18 protein-coding genes and 1 tRNA gene are annotated in these 20,300 nt (G+C 40.5%); 11 read left to right on the forward strand and 8 right to left on the reverse strand.

The features are described from left to right. Positions 1 to 122 precede the first annotated feature (122 nt). Both I6F43_RS14815 and I6F43_RS14820 read left to right on the forward strand, forming a co-directional pair. Positions 123 to 920, forward strand: coding sequence for an alpha/beta fold hydrolase (locus I6F43_RS14815; RefSeq protein ID WP_007580097.1), 798 nt, complete (start codon positions 123 to 125; stop codon positions 918 to 920). 262 nt (positions 921 to 1,182) lie between these two features. Then, complete coding sequence (locus tag I6F43_RS14820; RefSeq protein WP_197102946.1) at positions 1,183 to 1,899, forward strand: hypothetical protein; 717 nt, start codon at positions 1,183 to 1,185, stop codon at positions 1,897 to 1,899. 207 nt (positions 1,900 to 2,106) lie between these two features. Here the strand turns inward: I6F43_RS14820 and cysQ are convergent, their stop codons facing one another. Genes cysQ through cysG form a run of 6 tightly spaced genes read right to left on the reverse strand, consistent with a single transcriptional unit; the run spans position 2,107 to position 9,069 of the window. Further along, a complete protein-coding gene (gene cysQ / locus I6F43_RS14825) occupies positions 2,107 to 2,877 on the reverse strand; it encodes a 3'(2'),5'-bisphosphate nucleotidase CysQ (protein ID WP_007378438.1) in 771 nt (256 codons plus the stop codon). 9 nt (positions 2,878 to 2,886) lie between these two features. Continuing rightward, entirely contained in the window at positions 2,887 to 3,480 is a 594-nt protein-coding gene (gene cysC / locus I6F43_RS14830) for an adenylyl-sulfate kinase (RefSeq protein ID WP_149605738.1), read from the reverse strand. Between the two features lie 32 nt (positions 3,481 to 3,512). Beyond that, a complete protein-coding gene (locus I6F43_RS14835; protein ID WP_197102948.1) occupies positions 3,513 to 5,237 on the reverse strand; it encodes an SLC13 family permease in 1,725 nt (574 codons plus the stop codon). Between the two features lie 31 nt (positions 5,238 to 5,268). Continuing rightward, the gene (gene cysN, locus I6F43_RS14840) at positions 5,269 to 6,693 is read right to left on the reverse strand and encodes a sulfate adenylyltransferase subunit CysN (protein WP_007580108.1); all 1,425 of its coding nucleotides are present in this window, start codon (positions 6,691 to 6,693) and stop codon (positions 5,269 to 5,271) included. Continuing rightward, positions 6,693 to 7,592 carry a sulfate adenylyltransferase subunit CysD gene (gene cysD, locus I6F43_RS14845; protein ID WP_008133447.1) on the reverse strand — a complete coding sequence of 300 codons (900 nt, stop codon included), beginning with the start codon at positions 7,590 to 7,592 and terminating at the stop codon, positions 6,693 to 6,695. The genes cysN and cysD overlap by 1 nt, the downstream gene beginning before the upstream one ends. Before the next feature lie 49 nt (positions 7,593 to 7,641). Beyond that, the gene (gene cysG, locus I6F43_RS14850; protein ID WP_024600081.1) at positions 7,642 to 9,069 is read right to left on the reverse strand and encodes a siroheme synthase CysG; all 1,428 of its coding nucleotides are present in this window, start codon (positions 9,067 to 9,069) and stop codon (positions 7,642 to 7,644) included. Positions 9,070 to 9,355: 286 nt separating this feature from the next. Between cysG and deoC the strand changes: the two genes are divergently transcribed. Then, entirely contained in the window at positions 9,356 to 10,102 is a 747-nt protein-coding gene (deoC, locus tag I6F43_RS14855; RefSeq protein ID WP_197102951.1) for a deoxyribose-phosphate aldolase, read from the forward strand. A gap of 10 nt (positions 10,103 to 10,112) precedes the next feature. After that, a complete protein-coding gene (locus tag I6F43_RS14860) occupies positions 10,113 to 10,961 on the forward strand; it encodes an SPFH domain-containing protein (RefSeq protein WP_007580116.1) in 849 nt (282 codons plus the stop codon). 50 nt (positions 10,962 to 11,011) lie between these two features. Here I6F43_RS14860 and I6F43_RS14865 read toward each other — a convergent pair whose 3' ends face one another. Then, entirely contained in the window at positions 11,012 to 12,142 is a 1,131-nt protein-coding gene (locus I6F43_RS14865) for a CsgG/HfaB family protein (RefSeq protein ID WP_101164436.1), read from the reverse strand. 136 nt (positions 12,143 to 12,278) lie between these two features. After that, positions 12,279 to 16,259: a hybrid sensor histidine kinase/response regulator transcription factor gene (locus tag I6F43_RS14870; RefSeq protein WP_197102963.1), complete on the reverse strand. Its 3,981-nt coding sequence runs from the start codon at positions 16,257 to 16,259 to the stop codon at positions 12,279 to 12,281. Between the two features lie 164 nt (positions 16,260 to 16,423). Between I6F43_RS14870 and I6F43_RS14875 the strand changes: the two genes are divergently transcribed. From I6F43_RS14875 to rplL, 7 genes are all read left to right on the forward strand, one after another. After that, positions 16,424 to 16,500 (forward strand) — tRNA-Trp (locus tag I6F43_RS14875). 132 nt (positions 16,501 to 16,632) lie between these two features. Then, positions 16,633 to 17,010 carry a preprotein translocase subunit SecE gene (secE, locus tag I6F43_RS14880; RefSeq protein ID WP_002958877.1) on the forward strand — a complete coding sequence of 126 codons (378 nt, stop codon included), beginning with the start codon at positions 16,633 to 16,635 and terminating at the stop codon, positions 17,008 to 17,010. Positions 17,011 to 17,014: 4 nt separating this feature from the next. Next, on the forward strand, positions 17,015 to 17,578 hold the full coding sequence (gene nusG / locus I6F43_RS14885) for a transcription termination/antitermination protein NusG (protein WP_007580122.1): 564 nt from the start codon (positions 17,015 to 17,017) through the stop codon (positions 17,576 to 17,578). 213 nt (positions 17,579 to 17,791) lie between these two features. Next, a complete protein-coding gene (rplK, locus tag I6F43_RS14890) occupies positions 17,792 to 18,220 on the forward strand; it encodes a 50S ribosomal protein L11 (protein WP_002958879.1) in 429 nt (142 codons plus the stop codon). A gap of 3 nt (positions 18,221 to 18,223) precedes the next feature. After that, positions 18,224 to 18,928, forward strand: coding sequence for a 50S ribosomal protein L1 (gene rplA, locus I6F43_RS14895; RefSeq protein WP_165735758.1), 705 nt, complete (start codon positions 18,224 to 18,226; stop codon positions 18,926 to 18,928). Positions 18,929 to 19,250: 322 nt separating this feature from the next. Continuing rightward, a complete protein-coding gene (rplJ, locus tag I6F43_RS14900; protein ID WP_002958881.1) occupies positions 19,251 to 19,745 on the forward strand; it encodes a 50S ribosomal protein L10 in 495 nt (164 codons plus the stop codon). Positions 19,746 to 19,821: 76 nt separating this feature from the next. Beyond that, on the forward strand, positions 19,822 to 20,184 hold the full coding sequence (gene rplL / locus I6F43_RS14905) for a 50S ribosomal protein L7/L12 (RefSeq protein WP_002958882.1): 363 nt from the start codon (positions 19,822 to 19,824) through the stop codon (positions 20,182 to 20,184). Positions 20,185 to 20,300: the final 116 nt, after the last annotated feature.

The raw sequence follows: 20,300 nt of genomic DNA on the forward strand, positions 1-20,300 counted from the left end.
CTGCTCCCAAAAGTTGTTAAGTAGAAGCCATTGATCTCAACTTCATAAGAGATTTTTATTAAACTCCGTTATACTTCCTACAATTGAATATGCCAAACGAAGTAAATAGGCCGCTAACTGCAATGAGCAAAGAAATTCTTTTCCATACTACTTTTGCGCACGAAACCAGTAAAACATGGGTTGTATTTGTCCATGGAGCGGGTGGTAGTTCGGCAATCTGGTTTCGTCAGCTTAAAGCCTATAAAAAAGAATATAATGTATTGTTGCTAGATCTTCGTGGTCATGGAAAATCGAATAACTTAGTACAAAACTTTGTTGATAATAATTATTCATTTAATAATGTCTCTAAAGACATTATCGATGTGTTAGATCATAACAATATCACCAGCGCACACTTTGTTGGCATTTCATTGGGCACAATTATTATTCGAAATATTGCTGAAATTGCGCCGCAATATGTTTCTAGCATGGTGCTAGGTGGAGCGGTTACTCGTTTTAATACTCGCAGTAATACATTGGTTTATTTAGGTAATACTTTTAAACACTTCCTGCCTTATATGTGGCTGTATCGCTTATTTGCTTTTATTATGATGCCGAAAAAGCGTCATAAAGAATCTCGACTTTTGTTTGTTCGTGAAGCAAAACGCTTGTGCCAAAAAGAGTTTATAAAATGGTTTAAATTAGCCATGGACGTAAATCCTTTAATGCAATATTTCAAAGAAAAAGACATTGATATTCCCATTCTGTACATTATGGGTAAGGAAGATCATATGTTCCTTGGTCCTGTTAAAGAAATGGTTAAGCGTCATAAAAATAGCGTACTGCAAACTATTCACCATTGCGGCCATGTTTGTAATGTGGAACGCCCTGACTTATTTAATCAGCACTCGCTTGCTTTTATCGCCCAGCAAAATCGTTAAGGGTTTTAGAAGGAATAGGGTCGGCACATTCTTTTTTGACTTTCGCCCTAAATTCAAAACCAGACCTGTCCTGAAATAATGCCGAAAGAATAAAACTTCATTTTTATATCAAAGCGTAGGTTGGGTAGAGCGAAGCGAAACCCAACACATCATAGCGTCTGCGAGTCGCAAGCCCAAGAGAGCGGTTTTATTTATTAAACAGCTTATCCAATAATGTTCAATTGTTATACACTGGCAAGGTAACGTATTGATAAGGATATTTATGAGAATTGAAATCACGTGTCCACAATGTTTGAGAGAGCCTCATAATGATAATGGCTTCCGTCTATTTAAAATGCAGCCCCAACAGCTTATTGATGATGGAATTCATAGGGTTGTTTGTGGGAAAGGACATGAATATATAGTTGTATTGAAAGCGCAAAAATTTGAAATGCTTTTTGATATCGCAGTAAATGCAATCAGTGATGGATATATGAGAGAGGCTGTTGCTTCATTTGCAGCATCACTTGAGCGTTTCTATGAATTTTTCATTAAATATCATATTCATTCATTAGGAATTGATGAAAGTATTTTGCTTGATACATGGAAGGAAGTTTCTAATCAGTCAGAAAGGCAATTAGGTGCATTTACTTTTTTATTTTTGGCAAAATATAATGAGAAAGCCCAAGTTCTTGAAAGTAATACTGTTGGCTTTAGGAATAAGGTCATTCATAAAGGGTATATACCTACGGAGAAAGAAGCTATAGATTTTGGTGATAAAGTTTATAGTATTATTAAAAGTACAGCGCAAAAGTTAGAGTTAAGTGATAAAGAAAGACTGTATAGCTATTACAGTTCTTGTCTTCCAAGTTCAAAGGGCGCTAAATATTCACTAACGAAACAGTCCGAAGCTATTTCGATGGGTCATAAAAAAAATGGCACTAGTTTTAGAGATTATAAAAGCATTTTAAAACAATTTAGAATAGTAGATGTTAGATGATACCTCACCCGAAATAAAAACTGTATGCGCATTTCTGTGTAGTGAAACACCTAGGTAAGCCTTGTGGTGAAAATGGTTTTATTATGGCTGATTTCACATCTCGAGCTGGGTTTCGCTTCGCTCTACCCAGCCTACAGTGTTAAATCTAATGCTGCGCTATTCTTGTGAACTTGCTGACAACCGATAGCTAACCACTCAAAACTGCGCTTACTCTTCTATCGCACTTACAATAAAATACGGATTTAAATATTCATCTTTGGTGTTATAAATAAGCGGGCTGCCATCAAGCTTAGTGACTTTAGCACCGGCTATTTCGGCGATTGCATGGCCTGCGCCTGTATCCCATTCGCACGTTGGACCTAAGCGCGGGTAAATGTCGGCGCTGCCCTCAGCGACTAAACACAGCTTAAGTGAGCTGCCTTTAGACACCATTTCAACCTCATCAAAGCGTTTCACAAACTCGGCTAAATCGGGTGATGGGTGCGAGCGGCTGCCTACAACACGAATTAACCCTTTGTTAGGTTTAGTTGTTACTTTAAGCTCAATTCGCTCATCGCCTTTATCTTTAAATGCGCCAATTGCTTCGGCGGCTAAGTACGATACACCAAGGGCGGGTGCATCTACTACGGCTAAAATAGGAGTGCCGTTTTTAATTAGGGCGATGTTTACGGTAAATTCACCGTTCTTTTTAATAAATTCTTTAGTGCCGTCTATTGGGTCAACTAACCAGTAGCTTTTCCACGTTTGGCGTACATCCCAGCTTATGTCGGCGTTTTCTTCACTGAGTATTGGAATGTCGGGTGTGAGCTGTTGAAGCCCTGCCACAATCAGTTTATGAGCTGCTAAATCGGCGTCGGTTACGGGGCTTTCATCGGCTTTGTACTCAACGTTAAAGTCCTTTTCGTAAATTCCCATTATCGCTTGGCCTGCTTTGCGGGCAAGGATGAGGGTTTCTTCTAGCAGTTCGGTTTGATTCATGGGGTTAACCTATATTATGTGCTTTTGTTTTAGATACGTTATCAGTTGTGTAACCGATTGGTCTAGGGTGTTTTTACTTGTATCTAAAATTATTTCTGGATTGTTTGGCACTTCGTAGCTTGAATCGATACCCGTGAAGTGTTTTATCTCCCCTGCGCGGGCTTTTTTGTATAAGCCTTTTGGATCGCGGCTTTCGCATACATCCAGTGGGGTATCGATAAATACTTCAATAAACTCTCCGTCATCTACTAAGTTACGCACCATGTCGCGCTCCGCTCTAAAAGGCGATATAAACGCAGTAAGTACTAACAAGCCAGCGTCGGTCATTAGTTTAGCGGTTTCGCCTACGCGGCGTATGTTTTCAATGCGGTCTTCGTCGCTAAAGCCTAGGTCTTTACATAAACCGTGGCGTACGTTGTCGCCATCGAGCAGGTAAGTGTGCGTACCTTGCTGATTAAGCGCCGCTTCTAGTGCGTTTGCTACGGTGCTTTTACCAGAGCCTGAAAAGCCGGTAAACCATAAAATAGCGGGCTTATGTTTTTTTTGCTCACTACGCTGTGCTTTTGTAGTTGCGTAGTTATGCCAAACTATATTTTCATCCATAGTGAGAGTCTCTTATGCTGTGAGCGCAGGTATTAAAACGGAAATACCAGCGGGATCAAGGTTAATACCGTGATTGAATAAATAATAGAAAGGGGTAAGCCCATCACTATGTAATCTTTTAAGCGATAGTTACCCGCGCTATAAACCATTAGGTTAGTTTGATACCCAAATGGCGATATAAAGCTGGCTGATGCGCCAAAGGCAACCGCCATAATAAATGGTAGCGGGTCTACATTAAAGCCAACCGCGAGTGAGTAAGCAACAGGGAAGGACAAGGCAGCTGCTGCGTTATTAGTAATAAGCTCGGTAAATAATACGGTCATTAAAAATATGGCAATAAATGCGCCGTATGGGCCAAAATCTCCAAGTACCATAAATAGGGCGCTGGATATTTGCCCGGCAAGTCCGGTGCCTATCATTAACTTGGCAAGGCCAATGGCGCTGCCTACTACCACTAATAACTCGATAGGAAAACGGCGTTTTACTTCGTTAAGTTTTATGGTGCCACTGAGCATTAAGCCAATCAGTAATACTAATAAGCCTTTAACTAGCGGGACTATACCAATAATGCTTAAACCCAGTACTGCGGCAAAGCTTAGTAGCACAATATTTGATTGCTTAGGTGCAAGGTGGGCTTGTAAGTCAAACCCTGAAATATACACAAATTCGCGCTTTAAATTAGGCAAGGTGTAAAAGTTTTTGCCTGGGGCCAGTATTAGCGAGTCGCCAGCTTGTAATTGTACTTGCCCAAGGCCGCCTTGTAAGCGGTCGTGCCCACGGCGAATGGCAATAACAGCAGCATGAAATTGCTCTCTAAAGCGGGCTTCTTTCACGGTTTTGCCAATAAATTTTGAAGATTGACTTACAACTACTTCTACTAAGTGTTCTATGTCTTTTTGATGATTCTCGTGTACTACTTTTAGGCCGTCGAAACGGGTAAGTAATGGCACCGATTTTATGTCACCTACAAAAAGCAGCACGTCATCTTTTTGAATAATTTGCTGCGGGGTGACTGCGCATATGCGGCTGCCATCGCGAATAATTTCAGCAAGGAATAAGTCTTTTAAATCACGCAGGCCGTTTTCTTCAACGGTCTGGCCTATTAATTTTGAGTTTGCTTGTACTTTACCTTCTAGGTAAAAAGGCACGACTTCTTGATCGCTTTTACCGTTGTCGGGTAAGTATTTAAGCATTACTAAAATGGTAATTAGGCCTACGCTTAGCGCGCCTAAACCCACTAAGGTAAAGTCAAAAAAGCCCAGCGGTTCCATGCCCGCATCGACTGCAAAGCCATTGACGATTAAGTTGGTTGATGTACCAATAAGCGTAATAGTGCCGCCCAAAATAGCAGTGTACGACAGCGGTAATAATAGCTTTGAAGGGGAGTGATTAGGGTTGTCTTTTATCGCTGTAATAAGCGATGCAACAACGGCGGTATTGTTAGTAAACGACGATAAAAAGGCGGTTGATAACCCTAATTTTGTTACCGATTTTACTAAACTACCTTTAGATAGCGATTGCGCTAACTTTTGAATTAGGGTGGTTTTTTCTATTGCGGTCGACACTAACACCAATAGTACTAAGGTGATAAGCGACGGGTTAGCATAATTAATTAACATGCTTTCAAGATCGATTAGCCCTGCTAAGTAGCTGGTGCCAATGGCGCTTACAAATAACCATGCTGGATTAATACGGGTGCCAAAAAGGCACCCGACTAAGGTAAGCATAATGCCTGTTAAAACGAGCTGTTCTACCATGCTTTTAAATTCCTAACAGGCTAAAGTTAACTTATAACTTAGAAATATCAAGCGCTTGCCAATGCGGAAAGTGCTTGCGTACTAAGCTGTTAAATTCAACTTCAAATTCGCTAAAGTTACTTTGCTGTGCTTGGCTTTGCAGTACTTGTTCAATCATGCCCGCAGCAACGGTTAGGTTTGATAAGCGATCAATTAGTATAAACGAGCCTGTTTCGTGATTGCTGTGGTACTCGTCTGCCAAAATAGTTTCGGTTAGTTCAAGCGTTACAATCGCAATTTCGTTTAACTGCAGTGAGTCGCTAGTGCCGTGCTCAAGCGTGTTTACATCAATCGTGTAATCAATCTTTGTAACAATAGCTGAAGTGTTTTTGCTGCCTAGCTTTAGGTTATAGCTTTTACCTAATACTAATGGCGACTCATGCATCCACACAATTTTAGCTTGCAGCTGGTTAGTAACAACAGCCGTTGAATTTGCAGGTACTATTACGTCGCCTCGGCTAATATCAATTTCGTTATTTAGGGTAACGGTAATTGCTTGGCCTGCTTCTGCGCTGTCTAGGTTGCCATCAAAGGTAACAATTTCTTTAATGCTTGATGTTTTACCCGATGGTAATACTTTTATAGCATCGCCTACGTGTATCTTGCCCGATGTAAGTGTGCCCTGAAAACCACGGAAGTTTAAGTTAGGACGCACTACATATTGCACCGGTAGGCGCGCTTCAAAGCCTGTATCTGTTTCGGCTGCTGGCGAATCTTCTAATAATTCAAGTAGCGGCTTGTCGGTGTAATACGGTGTATGAGCAGAGCGAGTTACTACGTTGTCGCCTTTAAGCGCCGACATAGGCACAAACTTAATGTTTGATACGTTAAGTTGCTCAGCAAATTTAAGGTAATCGGCCTTAATTTTTTCATACACGGTTTCGTCAAAATCAACGATATCCATTTTATTAACGGCAACAACAAACTGCTTAATGCCCAGCGAGTCACAAATAAAGCTATGGCGCTTAGTTTGTACTTGTACGCCGTAACGCGCATCAACCAAAATAATGGCGACATCGCTTGTTGATGCACCTGTTACCATGTTACGCGTGTATTGCTCGTGCCCAGGTGTGTCGGCAATAATAAATTTACGCTTAGCCGTTGAAAAGTAACGGTACGCTACGTCAATGGTAATGCCTTGCTCGCGCTCAGCTTGTAGGCCATCAACTAATAATGCAAGGTCAAGATCTTCACCTGCATTACCTACTTTTTCGTTATCTTTATGAAGGGCTGCTAGCTGATCTTCATAAATTTGGTGGCTGTCGTGCAGTAGGCGGCCAATCAATGTTGATTTACCGTCATCTACGCTGCCACACGTAAGCATACGCAATAAGCTTTTATCTTGTTGGCGTGCTAGGTAGGCGTCTATGCCTATTTCTTTTACTTCGTTAAATGTATCGTTATTTTGGCTAGACATTAAAAATACCCCTCACGTTTTTTCTTCTCCATTGAGCCGGCTGAATCATGGTCGATAACACGACCTTCACGTTCAGATGACGTAGATAGCAGCATTTCTTCAATAATTTCGGTTAAAGTACTGGCTGTTGACTCAACTGCACCGGTAAGTGGGTAGCAGCCTAATGTACGAAAACGTACAGATTTCATTTGCGGTACTTCACCTTCGTTAAGTGGCATACGCTCATCGTCAACCATTATTAGGGTGCCGTCGCGATCAACAACAGGGCGCTCTTTTGCTAGGTAAAGCGGTACCATGTCGATGTTTTCTTGGTAAATGTATTGCCAAATATCAAGCTCAGTCCAGTTAGACAACGGGAAAACACGAATGCTTTCGCCCGGATTAACTTGGCTGTTATAAGTATTCCAAAGCTCAGGACGTTGGTTTTTAGGGTCCCAACGGTGGTGTTTGTCGCGGAACGAGTAAACACGTTCTTTTGCGCGTGACTTCTCTTCGTCGCGGCGTGCGCCACCAAATGCAGCATCAAAACCATATTTGTTAAGTGCCTGCTTTAAGCCTTGGGTTTTCATTATATCGGTATGTTTACCCGAGCCATGCGTAAACGGGCCTACACCCATTTCAATGCCTTCTGGATTTTTGTGTACCAGTAGGTCAAAACCGTATTCTTTAGCTATACGGTCGCGAAACTCAATCATTTCACGAAACTTCCAATTGGTGTCTACGTGCAATAACGGAAACGGAATTTTTGCAGGGTAAAATGCTTTACGCGCTAAGTGCAAAAGTACCGACGAATCTTTACCAATAGAGTAAAGCATTACTGGGTTCTCAAACTCAGCGGCGACTTCGCGCATGATTTTGATACTTTCAGCTTCTAGTTGCTGAAGGTGAGTTAAAGCCATTGTTAGTCGTCCTACTAAAATGATTAAAAGTTACAAATTTAAAATTCGGTTATGTATTTGATACATCTGTTAGCGGCTGTGCAAAGCTGCTTGTTTGTTCGTTTTTCCCAAACCACGCTAGTTGCGAGTGCAGGGCGGCTACTTCACCAATAATGAGTAGCGCAGGCGATATAATGCTGTTGCGTTCAATTAAGTCGGCAAGTTCGCCTAATTGGCCTGTTACTACACGCTGATTTTTGCGTGTACCGTTTTCGATAATGGCAACAGGTGTGTCGGCTTTACGGCCATGTTTTAAAAGCTCGCTTTGTATGTGCGGCGATTTAATTACGCCCATGTAAATAGCAAGCGTTTGATTTGCTTTTGCCAGCGATTGCCAATCAAGTTCTTGGCCGTCTTTTTTACAGTGGCCAGTTACAAATTGAATGGCTTGTGCGTGGTCACGATGCGTAAGTGGAATACCCGCATAAGCACTACAACCTGCAGCGGCTGTAATACCCGGTACAATTTGATAATTTACGTTGTTAGCAGCCAGTACTTGTACTTCTTCGCCACCACGGCCATAAATAAACGGATCGCCACCTTTAATGCGGCACACTTTTTTGCCTTGTTTAGCAAGGTCGACCAGCATTTGGTTGGTGTCGTCTTGAACAACACTATGATCGCCTAAACGTTTGCCTACACAAATAAGGTCAGCATCACGACGCACTAATTCCATAATTTCGTCAGACACTAAAAAGTCGTATACAACCACATCGGCTTGTTGCATAAGTTGCAGTGCTTTGAGTGTTAAAAGCTCTGGATCGCCTGGGCCTGCACCTACTACATATACTTCGCCTTCAGGTTCTGCTTTTGCATCTAGCATTTGCTCTAATTGCTGCTGTGCGGCTTGAGTATCACCGGTTTGCACTTTACTCACGACAGATGAGTCGAACACGCCTTCCCAAAATTGGCGGCGGTCTGAAAAATGTTTAAAGCGTTTTTTTACTTTGTCTCTAAAGCCACCGACAAGTGTTGCAAGTGGGCCAATATGATGCGGAATAAGGGTTTCGAGCTTTTCGCGTAAGCGACGTGCAAGTACCGGCGCTGTGCCTGCACTTGATATAGCAATCGTAATTGGGTCGCGGTCAACAATGGATGGGAATATAAACGTACATTTAGGTTGGTCATCAACCACGTTTACAAATACATTGCGGGCATTGGCAAGTTCAAATACGTTGTTGTTTACTTCATCGCGGTCGGTTGCTGCAATAACAAGCATTTTTCCATCGAGATGCGACTCATCAAAATAAGCATCAATAAGCGTTACTTCATTATTATGCGCATGCTCTTTTAGTTCGTCGCAAAACCAAGGCGCTACTAAAGTAACGCTCGCTCTCGCTTTTAAAAACGCGCGACATTTGCGTAATGCGACCTCTCCACCGCCAACAACCAATACTGGTTTGTTGTCGAGTTTGGTAAAGATAGGTAAATACTGCACGTTAATAAGACCCCTAAACAAATTCAAATATAAGAAAACGCTTTATTCTGATAAGCAGAATATAGCGGCTATCAATAAGTAAAAAATAATTAAAACCAAGTTGATATAACCAAAAGTTATAATAGGTGGGCTTTTTAGGCCTAAGAGTTAGTTAACAAGGGATTGCGCCGAGTTACAAGTAAAATAAACAGCTTATAGTGTTTGGTTATGAGCTATAGCGAGTTTGGTTTAATTTGTTAATATGGAGGCATATTCTATTTTGTACTCAAGAGGCAACGGAGCTCTAATGACACAACACCAAAAAGATGCCGCATTAGCAGTCGCACTGATGGATTTAACAAGCTTAAACACTAGCGATACCACCAAAAGCATTCAAGCGCTTGTTGATAGTATAAACCCGACGCTGGGCATGCCTGCCGCAGTATGTGTTTATAGCGACTTTGTTGATGATGCAAAAATAGCACTCGCAGCACGTGAGCTTAACCACGTAAAAGTTGCAACGGTTACTAACTTTCCAACAGGTGATGCGCCACTGAGTGATGTAATTAACGAAACACTTATTGCAATAGAGCGCGGCGCTGACGAAATTGATTTGGTTATTCCTTACAAAAAACTCATAGCGGGCGATGCTCAAACAGTACTTAGTTATGTAAGCGAAAGTAAAAAAGCATGTGGGTCGCGCGCGCAACTAAAAGTAATAATAGAAAGCGGTGAGCTAAAAACCGAAGCGCTAATAACACAAGCCACGAAGCTTGCAATTGAAGGTGGTGCCGATTTTGTAAAAACCAGTACGGGTAAAGTGGCCATTAATGCAACCCTTGAATCAACAGAAATTATGCTAACAGCCATTAAAAACTCGGATAAACGTGTGGGCTTTAAAGCTGCCGGTGGTGTTAAAACTGTTGCCGATGCCAGTGATTATTTAACGCTAGCACGCGCAATAATGGGTGATGATTATCTGCAAGCAAATACATTTAGGTTTGGTGCTTCAAGCTTGTTAAGTGACGTTTATACAATATTAAAAAGTAATTAAAGGAAAGATGATGAGAGCAAGAAACTCCGGGACACAAACATTGTTTAATAACCTATTTAAAGGTGCATTGGTTGTAGGAGTCGTTGGTTTTGGATTAACTGCATGTACTAACCCAAGCACACCCGCAGGTGAAGAAGGCTACGTATTCGAAAAGCCGCGTGTATTTGGTGAAGGTGGTTATCAAGGAACAATGAAGGGCCCATCTAATTACGGTATGTCATTACTGCGAAATGAAGTGGTAAACATCGATATGCGACCTAATACATATACCGAGACATTTAGAATCTTAGCGAATGATGATTTAAATATTAAATTTGATTTTCATGCTGTTATTGCTATTGAGAGTGGCTCTGTTAAAACTGTGGTAGAGCAGTACGGCGCCGAAAATTGGTATAAACGCTTTGTACGTGAAACTTTTAGAACGTATGTGCGCGATACAGTACAAAAATACGATAGTGGTGAGCTTAAAACAAATCGTGAGAAAATTGCGAAAGAAGTGACTCTGCGCCTGCAAAGTTATTTATCGACAACGCCGTTTAAACTTGCAAACGTTGTAGTAGGCAATATTAATTACCCCGATATTGTTGCTAATGCAGTTGAGAAAAAATTGGCAGCTCAGCAGCTATTATCGGAAAAAGAAACACAAAAAGAGATTGCCAAAAAAGACGCTGAAATTAGGGTTGAAGAAGCCAAAGGGATTGCTCAAGCTCAGAAGATCATTAACGCAACACTAACAGCTAATTACATTCAACATGAAGCTATTAATGCACAAATAAAAATGGCTGAGTCACCTAATCATACAACTGTTTATATTCCGGTAGGTAATAACGGAGTACCACTTGTTAAAGGCGCTAACTAGATAGTGAGTACTTGGGTAGCTCTTTTTATTAGCTACCCAAGTCAAAGCCATTAATTAAACTTAAACATGTTGCTTATACTTTCGAGGCTTGATTTGTTCGTTTTAGCAATACAACCACTATCATCAAGTGACTTTTTAGTTGTTTCATCAGCTAAACCCGTTACCTTTAGTTTTTTGTCTTGTTGGTACTCACGAAGTGCGATAACTGTTTTACGATCGTACTCAACATCCTGTGTTTCAAATTCTTCGTAATCAGGCTGGTTTCTTAGGTAACCCAAACATACTAAGCTTAGGCGCGACATTGCTAAATCCATCTTTTCATAATGTGGCATTCTATGAGTGGGTACATCAACTGTTACAGCGCTCTTGCTGGCTGTTTTTGCTTGTACAGCTGCCGGTGGCGGCGCAGTGTAACCCGATGCTAAAGTGTTATTACTGTTATAGCGATAGTAAGTATCTGGAATTTTAGTTTCTAAAAACTCAACCGCTTTAATAATAACTTCACGAAGGGCTTTTTCTTTAGGGGTATCAGACCATCCACTAATATTACCGCCAACAAGTGCGCCACCAAAGTTGGTTGCGGCTCCAGTAAAGTCAAAATCTTTACTGCCACCTTCAACACTTGTTGCAGCTAAAATGCGTGATGTGCGTGTATCTATTAGACGAAGATCAATCGCCATATGAGAGCCTGAGAAACCAGCGGATACAGAGCTAAATACATCACCCATAAAGCCGCCACTGCCAACACTTGCACCAGAGCTATCGTCATCAAATTCAGTTACCGCTGCAATAACGACTATTTCAGCGCCTTCAATCTCACCATAAGCGGCACCCGATGATGCACTAACGCGACCTGAGGCTGCTAGGTCTTGTTCTGATAAAACAGCATCAAGCGCTTGGCGCTCTAAAACAATAAAGCGATTTGTTGATACGAGTGCCGTAGTTAATTGATCAGCCATACCGTCCCCTATTTCTTTACGCCACCATTTTGAGTTGTTTGATTTGTCGGTAAAGCGTGCAACAGCAATACGAGCTTTGGGCCCATTGTATTGTTCTTGGGCGACAGTGTTTATGTCTGGTGAATTTTGACCTGACGTAACATTTGTGGAGGTGCTTTGACAAGCGCTCAGAGTGGTAGTTAATAGTGCCGTTAATAATAGTTTTTGTGGTGCTTTTAACATATGACTGTCCTTAATTAATATGCTTAAAGGAAATGCAGTGCATTACCTTTAATATTTAAATTCATGTTAATTTAGTTAAATCAGTAGGTTAATAATAGTACTGGTGCGAAATGTTTAGTCACACAGGCGAAATTTATCAGGATTGTTCGCGAAACTGTTTTGGGGACATATTATATTTTGCTTTAAAGCACCGGGCAAAGTAGCTTTGTGAATTAAAGCCAACTTGCTGTGCTACTAGGCCAATTGCAAGCTCACTATTTTTTAAAAGCTCTTGTGCAAATTCTAAACGAATATTTCGAATGTAATCGCTTGGTGTTAGGTTGTACAAGGCTTTCATTTTTAATTGTAAAGCGCGAGGGCTAAGGTAGAGCGCTGCTGCAAATTCTTCTACGCTAAATGCTTCGTCTTGGTAATGCTCTTTTACTGTCGTTTTTACACGCTCGGTAAATACATAATCTTTACTTTGCGCCATTTGTGGGTCGAGCTGGGTTGTTTGTGATAAAGCAGGTAGTTGTTGTTTTAAATGTTGATTAAGTACTTCTCTAATCGTTAATAACCCTTGAACACGGCTGAGTAACAGCTGCGGCTCAAAAGGTTTACTCAAATAGTCATCAGCAAGTAAGTCTAGGCCCTTTAATTTACTGTGCGTATCTGCCTTTGCTGAAAGTAATAACACCGGAATATGGCTAATAGCCGTGTCGGTGCGCAGTGCTTTAATAAACTGATAGCCATCCATAACGGGCATCATTACATCACTTATTACCAAGTCAGGCATTTCGTTTTTACATAAAGCTAAACCTAGCTCTCCGTTAGCTGCACTTATACACGTGAAGCTACTAATAAATAGTGACGTTATTAAATCACGCATTTCATCGTTGTCTTCAATAATAAGAATCTTATTACTTTTTACTGCACATAGATTATTATTTTTAGACACAGCAAGAGCAGTGAGGTTAGAGGTTTCGTCTGTTTGAGTTGTTGGGAGTGAAACAGTAAAACAACTTCCTTTGTTTAATTCACTTTTAAGTTCAATAGTTCCTCCATATTGCTCAACTAGCTGCTTCACCAGCGCTAAGCCAATACCGCTACCGCTTTGATTACTCGTATCTATACGTGTGAATCGTTGAAAAACGGTTTCAAGGTGCTCTTTATCTATACCAACACCAGTATCTGAGACTGTGATGATTAATGTTTGTTTTTGAGTTAATAGCTGAAGTAATACTTTGCCAGTGTTTGGAGTGTATTTTTGGGCGTTACTTAATAAGTTACTGATAATAGAAATTGTATGATTTAGCTCTAATTTAATGGGAATAGTTTTTTGTGTTAAATCTTCAAACTCGAACGTAATATTTTTTTGTTTAAATAAAGGGGTGAAATCTTCAATTAATTGTTCAACTACCGGCTTTATAGCATAGGGTGTGACGTGTTTCACTGCTGTGCTTGGGCGCTGACTGAGCTGTAAAAGTTGGTTTATTTGATCCAATAGCTTATAGCTATTACGTTGAATCATCGCTAGTTTTTGTTGGGTGTCTGAATCCTTATGGCTTTTTTGTAAACTCTCAAGTGGCGCTAATATTAAGCTCAATGGTGTTTTAAGTTCATGGCTAACATTATCTAATAGTTGGGTTTTTAAGTTGCTAAGTTCTTTCTCTTTTAAGTTTGCTTGCTCTGCAACGTTAGCTCTATACCTTGCTGTTATAATTAACCACATTATAAATAATACGATAATGATGTAAGTGACATAGGCAACATTGTTCTTCCACCAAGGTGGAGTAACTTTAAGCGCAACCATTGTTTTATCATCACTCCATTGACCGTATTGATCTTTAACTTTTACAATAAAGTGATAGCTTCCAGCGGGAAGTTGAGAATAACTAACTTGCCTCTGGTTTTTGTTTGCGTATAAAAACTGCTTATCTAACCCAGCTAACTTGTAAGCATATTGGTATTGAGAAGGGGGCTCTGCACTGTTTAAAGCAGAAAATTTAAAGCCTATAACACCATCTTCTTCTTTAAAAAAGAGTTTGTCTGTATAGCTTATAAGCTTAGCCGTTTGGGTCTTGTTTTTTATATATTGCTGCGTCGCGACTGACTGGTTATAAATAAGTAAGTCTGTAATAACGGGTTCTGGGGGTTGAGTTGCTAGGGTTAGTTTTAACGGATCAAATTGATTAAAACCGTTAATACCACCAAAAAATAGCTCGCCGTCATCTGCTTGAAAGGCGGCGCCTAAAATAAAAGAATGATGCTGTATACCGTTTGCGGGTAAAAAATGCTGCATTTGTTGGGTTTGAGGAGCGTAACGGGTTAGGCCTTGGTTGCTGCTTAGCCACAAGTAACCGCTGCTATCTTGTTTAATTGCAAAAATATTATCGTTAAGTAAGCCATCAAACTCTGTAATGTTTATTACTTTGTTTGTTTGGATATTTAATTTATTGAGCCCGCCAAAAGTACCTACCCATAAAGTGTTTTTATCTTGTAAATGCAAGGATGTAACCATGTCATGCGTTAAACTATTAGGCTTTTTAAGATCGCTTTGGTAATGAGTGAATGTTTCATCATGTAAAGAAAGTTTATTTAACCCTGCGCGGGTTCCTGCCCATATAGCGTTGTTGTCGCTGTCATAAGTAATACTAAAAACAGTATTATTTGAGATACTATTTTTATCTGCGGTGTATTTAAAATTTGTAACCTGTAAAGTATCGGGATTAAATCGCGTTAAGCCTTCGTTACTGCCCAGCCATAAATTACCACTTAGATCACCTTCGATTGCATAAATACGGTTACTACTGAGTTGATGGCTTTGCACAGTAAAAGCCGAAAAGTTATCATTAATTGGGTTGTAAAGCAGTAAACCACCTCCGTATGTGCCTATCCATACGCGTTTATTGGCATCTTCATAAAGACTAAATATATTGTTATTAGTTAAGCCTACATCTTGATTTTTATCTGTTTTATAGCGTTTAAATCCTGTGTCAGTTTGTTTGTTAAGTCCGTCGCGCGTACCCACCCAAAGTAAGTTGTTACTGTCGTTGAGTATTGCTCTTACAAAGTCATTCGAGATAGAAGCTGGGTTATTGCTTTGATGTTTTTGATGACCAAACTGAGCCTGTCTTTTATCATAGCGATGTAATCCATAGCCGTCTGTACCAATCCAAATAATGCCTTGAGGGTCTTGGTAAAGTGATAATAGGTGATCGTTAGCTAAGCCATGTTTTAAATCTGGAGAGTGAGTAAGTTGACGAAACTCGCTACTTAATAAATTATCTGTAGCTTGGTAATAAAGACCATGACCATAAGTGCTTACCCATAATTTTTTTTCATCATCAAAAAGTATATCTGTGACCCAAACATTTTTGAGTTGCTCAAAGTTATAAAATGCGAGTGTGTTTGAGTCAAAAACACTTAGACCAGTCTTACCTCCTATAATAAATTTGCCGTTTGCTGCTTTTTTTAATTGCCAGAGCTGTTCAGGGCTATTAGGTATATGTTCGAACCGATGTGTTTGTGTATCGAACTTAATCAGCCCGATACTACTTGCTAACCAAAGGTTTTTTTGATCATCAAAAAGAACATCCTTAAAAACAACATTTAAGTGATTCGTGCCCTGATAAGAAAATAATTCGGTAGTACCTGTGTATGTATCTAAACGAGTAAGTTGCCCTTTATCGTGACCAATCCAAATGATTTGTGGCGAATTAGAAGAAATTGATGAAATACGTTCGTTTGTAATAGGAGGGGCTGAGTACTGGTTAAAAACACTAAAACTTCCTGTTTCAGTATTTAATAAGTTAAGCCCATTACTTGTTGTAGCAAACCAAATGTGGCCGTTTCCTAAATTCAGGCAGTCCGTAATCCAATTTCCCGAAATACTAGGTTGTGAAGGATTGAATTTATAGTGCTTAAATTCATACCCATCAAATCGGTTTAAGCCACCTTGGGTAGCAAACCAATGAAACCCTTTTTCATCAGTGGTACTGCAGGTAATTGAATTTTGTGATAAACCTTGTTCATTTGTATATGTATCTAAGTACAATGGCAGGGCATAAGAACTAATATGAAATAATAATAAAAAGCTAATAATTTTATATCTTATGATTGTTTTTATTGCTTTCACAGACTTCCCATCTAATTGTGAGTCCCTATAATTTGGACAATCATAAACTGCTTTTTAATCAATGTTAAGATTGATTTTTTAATGCAATGCCGAGATTTTCCAATGTGGGTATCTTTTAGGCTTGTGTTAATGGACTGCGTAAGTATAATAGGCATCCACTTTGCAGGGGCGTAGTTCCAATTGGTAGAACAGCGGTCTCCAAAACCGATGGTTGGGAGTTCGAATCTCTCCGCCCCTGCCAGTTTTACTTGTGGTTTGAGTAGTCTGAGATTAAAAACCGGTTTAAATTAAGTCTGTTTTTAAGTTTAGATTTTAATGGATTAACCTTACCGTAGTGTAGGGTTGTTGTGTCTGTAGTTAAGGTAATAATATTATGAGCACGAATGTAGAAACACCATCAAGTGCGATGGAGTCAGTAAAGTGGTTAGTAGCAATCGCGCTACTTGCAGGCGCAGTTGTTGGTAATCACATGTATGCAGATCAATCTGTACTACTACGTGCTATCGGCGTTGTTGTTGCAATAGCGGCCGGATTAGCAATTGCCTCGCAAACATTTAAGGGACGTAACTTTCTTGCTTTCGCTAAAGAAGCTCGAATTGAAGTACGCAAAGTTATTTGGCCAACGCGCCAAGAAACTACCCACACGACATTAATTGTAATGGTTGCAACAGTGATTATGGCACTTATCCTTTGGGGATTAGATGGCATTTTATTCCGCGCTGTAGGCTTTTTAACTGGATTGGAGATCTGATCCCATGTCGGATGAGAACGAGAACAAAGAAATTAAGTTACGTTGGTATGTAGTACAAGCCTTTTCTGGTTACGAAAAGCGTGTAGCTCAAACGTTAACTGAACACATTAAAATCGAAGGTCTTGAATCGAGCTTTGGTGAGATACTAGTACCAACTGAAGAAGTTGTTGAGATGCGCGCTGGCCAAAAGCGTAAATCTGAGCGTAAATTCTTTCCAGGTTATGTATTAGTACAAATGGATATGAATGACGCAAGCTGGCACTTAGTGAACAGCACTGAACGTGTAATGGGCTTTATTGGTGGAACGTCTGATCGTCCTGCTCCAATAACTCCTAAAGAAGCAGAACGCATTCTTAATCGCCTTCAAGAAAATGCTGAAGCACCTAAACCTGCTACATTATTTGAACCAGGTGAAGTTGTTCGCGTTACAGACGGACCATTTGCAGATTTCAGTGGTGTAGTTGAAGAAGTTGACTACGAAAAGAGCCGCGTAAAAGTATCTGTACTTATTTTTGGTCGTTCTACGCCAGTTGAGCTTGAATTCGGTCAAGTTGAGCAAGATAAGTAATTGATTAAAAAAGCTTCGCTAATTTTTATTTAAATTTTGGCATGAAGCTTGAAAAAGGCCGCTGATTAACTTATAATCAGCGGCCTTTTTGTATTAAGGTAAAATTTATTTTTACTGTGCAAAAAGTACGAAACCAATTTTTAAACTGGGAAGCCGTTAGAGTACGCGTCCTCGCGCGCACAAGGCTGAGACCCACCAAATGAGGTATTTATAATGGCTAAAAAAGTTGAAGCTCTAATCAAGCTACAAGTTGCCGCTGGTATGGCTAATCCTAGTCCTCCAGTAGGTCCTGCACTAGGTCAACACGGTGTAAACATCATGGAATTCTGTAAAGCGTTTAACGCACGTACAGAGTCTATCGAAAAAGGCGCTCCAGTTCCTGTAGTGATCTCTGTTTACGGTGACCGTTCATTTACGTTCGACATGAAAACGCCACCTGCTGCTTACTTACTTAAGAAAGCTGCTGGTATCAAGTCAGGCTCAGGCCGTCCTAACACTGATAAAGTAGGCACAGTAACTCGTGCTCAACTTGAAGAAATTGTTGAGACAAAACGAACTGACCTTACAGCTGCCGATATGGACGCAGCGGTTCGCACTATCGCAGGTTCTGCGCGTGCGATGGGCTTGAACGTAGAGGACTAAGAAATGGCTAAATTAACTAAACGTATGCGTACTATCCGCGAAAAAGTGGAAGTAACAAAAGATTACGAAATCAATGAAGCAGTTGCTCTTTTAAAAGAGTTAGCGACAGCTAAATTCGTAGAAAGTGTTGACGTTGCCGTTAACCTTGGTATCGATGCTCGTAAATCTGATCAAAACGTTCGTGGTGCTACTGTACTACCTAACGGTACTGGTCGTGACGTTCGTGTTGCTGTATTCACACAAGGCGCTAATGCAGAAGCTGCAAAAGAAGCCGGTGCTGAATTAGTAGGCATGGAAGATCTTGCTGAACTAGTTAAAAAAGGCGAGATGAACTTTGACGTTGTTGTTGCATCACCAGACGCTATGCGTGTTGTTGGTCAACTAGGTCAAATCTTAGGCCCACGTGGTCTAATGCCAAACCCTAAAACTGGTACTGTAACGCCTAACGTTGCAGAAGCAGTTAAAAATGCTAAAGCAGGTCAAGTACGTTACCGTAATGACAAAAATGGCATCATCCATACTACTATTGGTAAGGTTGATTTCACTGCAGAGCAATTACAACAAAACCTTGAGTCTCTAATTGTTGCGCTTAAGAAGGCTAAACCTTCTCAAGCTAAAGGTATTTACTTGAAGAAAGTAACTATCTCTACAACAATGGGCGCAGGCGTTTCTGTTGACCAAAACACTTTAAGCACAACTGTAGCTTAATCAGTGTTTACATGGCGTGAAATTTGTACTATAATTTCGCGCCATTTTGTTGATTAATTTATTAATTGGCAAAGTAAAGAATTCGGGTTGAAGTCCATAATTTCGTTAAGCCTTCGGGGTTAACGATAAATTGGGCTTCCGTCCAAGACCGTAGGTGGCTTCGGCCTTAATATTCACCTACGTAGACGGTGTAGACCCCAGATAGATTTTTCCTAATCCTTCTGGCTCTCGCCGTAAAAAGCATCTCTACCTTGTTTGGTAGGGAAGAGTAGAACAGGGGAATCCGATAATCGGTATCCCCATTAAACCAGGAGTAACACCCATGGCTTTAAATCTTCAAGGCAAAAAAGCAATAGTTGCTGAAGTCAACGAAGCAGCCAATGGTGCTCTATCTGCAGTTGTTGCAGATTCTCGTGGTGTAACAGTTGGCGCAATCACTGCCCTTCGTAAAGAAGCTCGTGCAAATGGTGTTTGGATGAAAGTTGTCCGTAACACTTTAGCAAAACGTGCTCTTGAAGGAACAGATTTTGAGTGTCTTTCTGATTCATTTGTTGGTCCAAGCTTAATCGCTTTCTCATCAGAGCACCCAGGTGCTGCTGCGCGTATCTTTTCAGATTTCGCGAAAAAGAATGAGAAATTCGAGCTTAAAACGGCCGCTTTTGAAGGAAATGTTGTTGATGCAGCAATGCTTGCTACATTACCTACATACGACGAAGCTGTTGCACGCTTAATGAGTGCTATGAAAGAAGCGTCTGCTGGCAAATTGTGTAAAACAATTGAAGCAGTACGTGTACAGAAAGAAGAGCAAGCTGCTTAATTTTAAGCTGTTTAATCTCACTTTCGGTGTAAAATTTATTTGGACGTAATGTCCGTTAATTATTAGGAAATTTGTAATGTCTGTATCTAAAGACCAAATCCTTGACGCAATTGCTGAAATGTCAGTAATGGACGTTGTTGCTCTTATCGAAGCAATGGAAGAAAAATTCGGCGTAACTGCTGCAGCTGCAATGGTAGCTGGTCCAGCTGCTGAAGCTGCTGAAGAGAAAACAGAATTTGACGTAATCCTTACTGGCGCTGGCGCTAACAAGGTTTCTGCAATCAAAGCTGTTCGTAGCGCAACTGGCCTTGGCCTTAAAGAAGCGAAAGCTCTTGTTGAAGCTGCTCCTACACCTGTTAAAGAAGGTGTATCTAAAGAAGAAGCTGAAGCACTTGCAAAAGATCTTACTGAAGCTGGTGCTGAAGTTGAGGTTAAGTAATTTAGCTTTTGCTAAGTTCGCTGCCTGAGAAATCAGGCAAGGGCTGGTGATTATTTAATCACCGGCCTTTTTGCGCTATAGAGTGATGCACTCTTTTAGTTCAAATAAAATCTGAT

Source organism: Pseudoalteromonas sp. NZS71_1 (assembly GCF_015864305.1).
Classification (GTDB): Bacteria; Pseudomonadota; Gammaproteobacteria; order Enterobacterales; family Alteromonadaceae; genus Pseudoalteromonas; species Pseudoalteromonas arctica.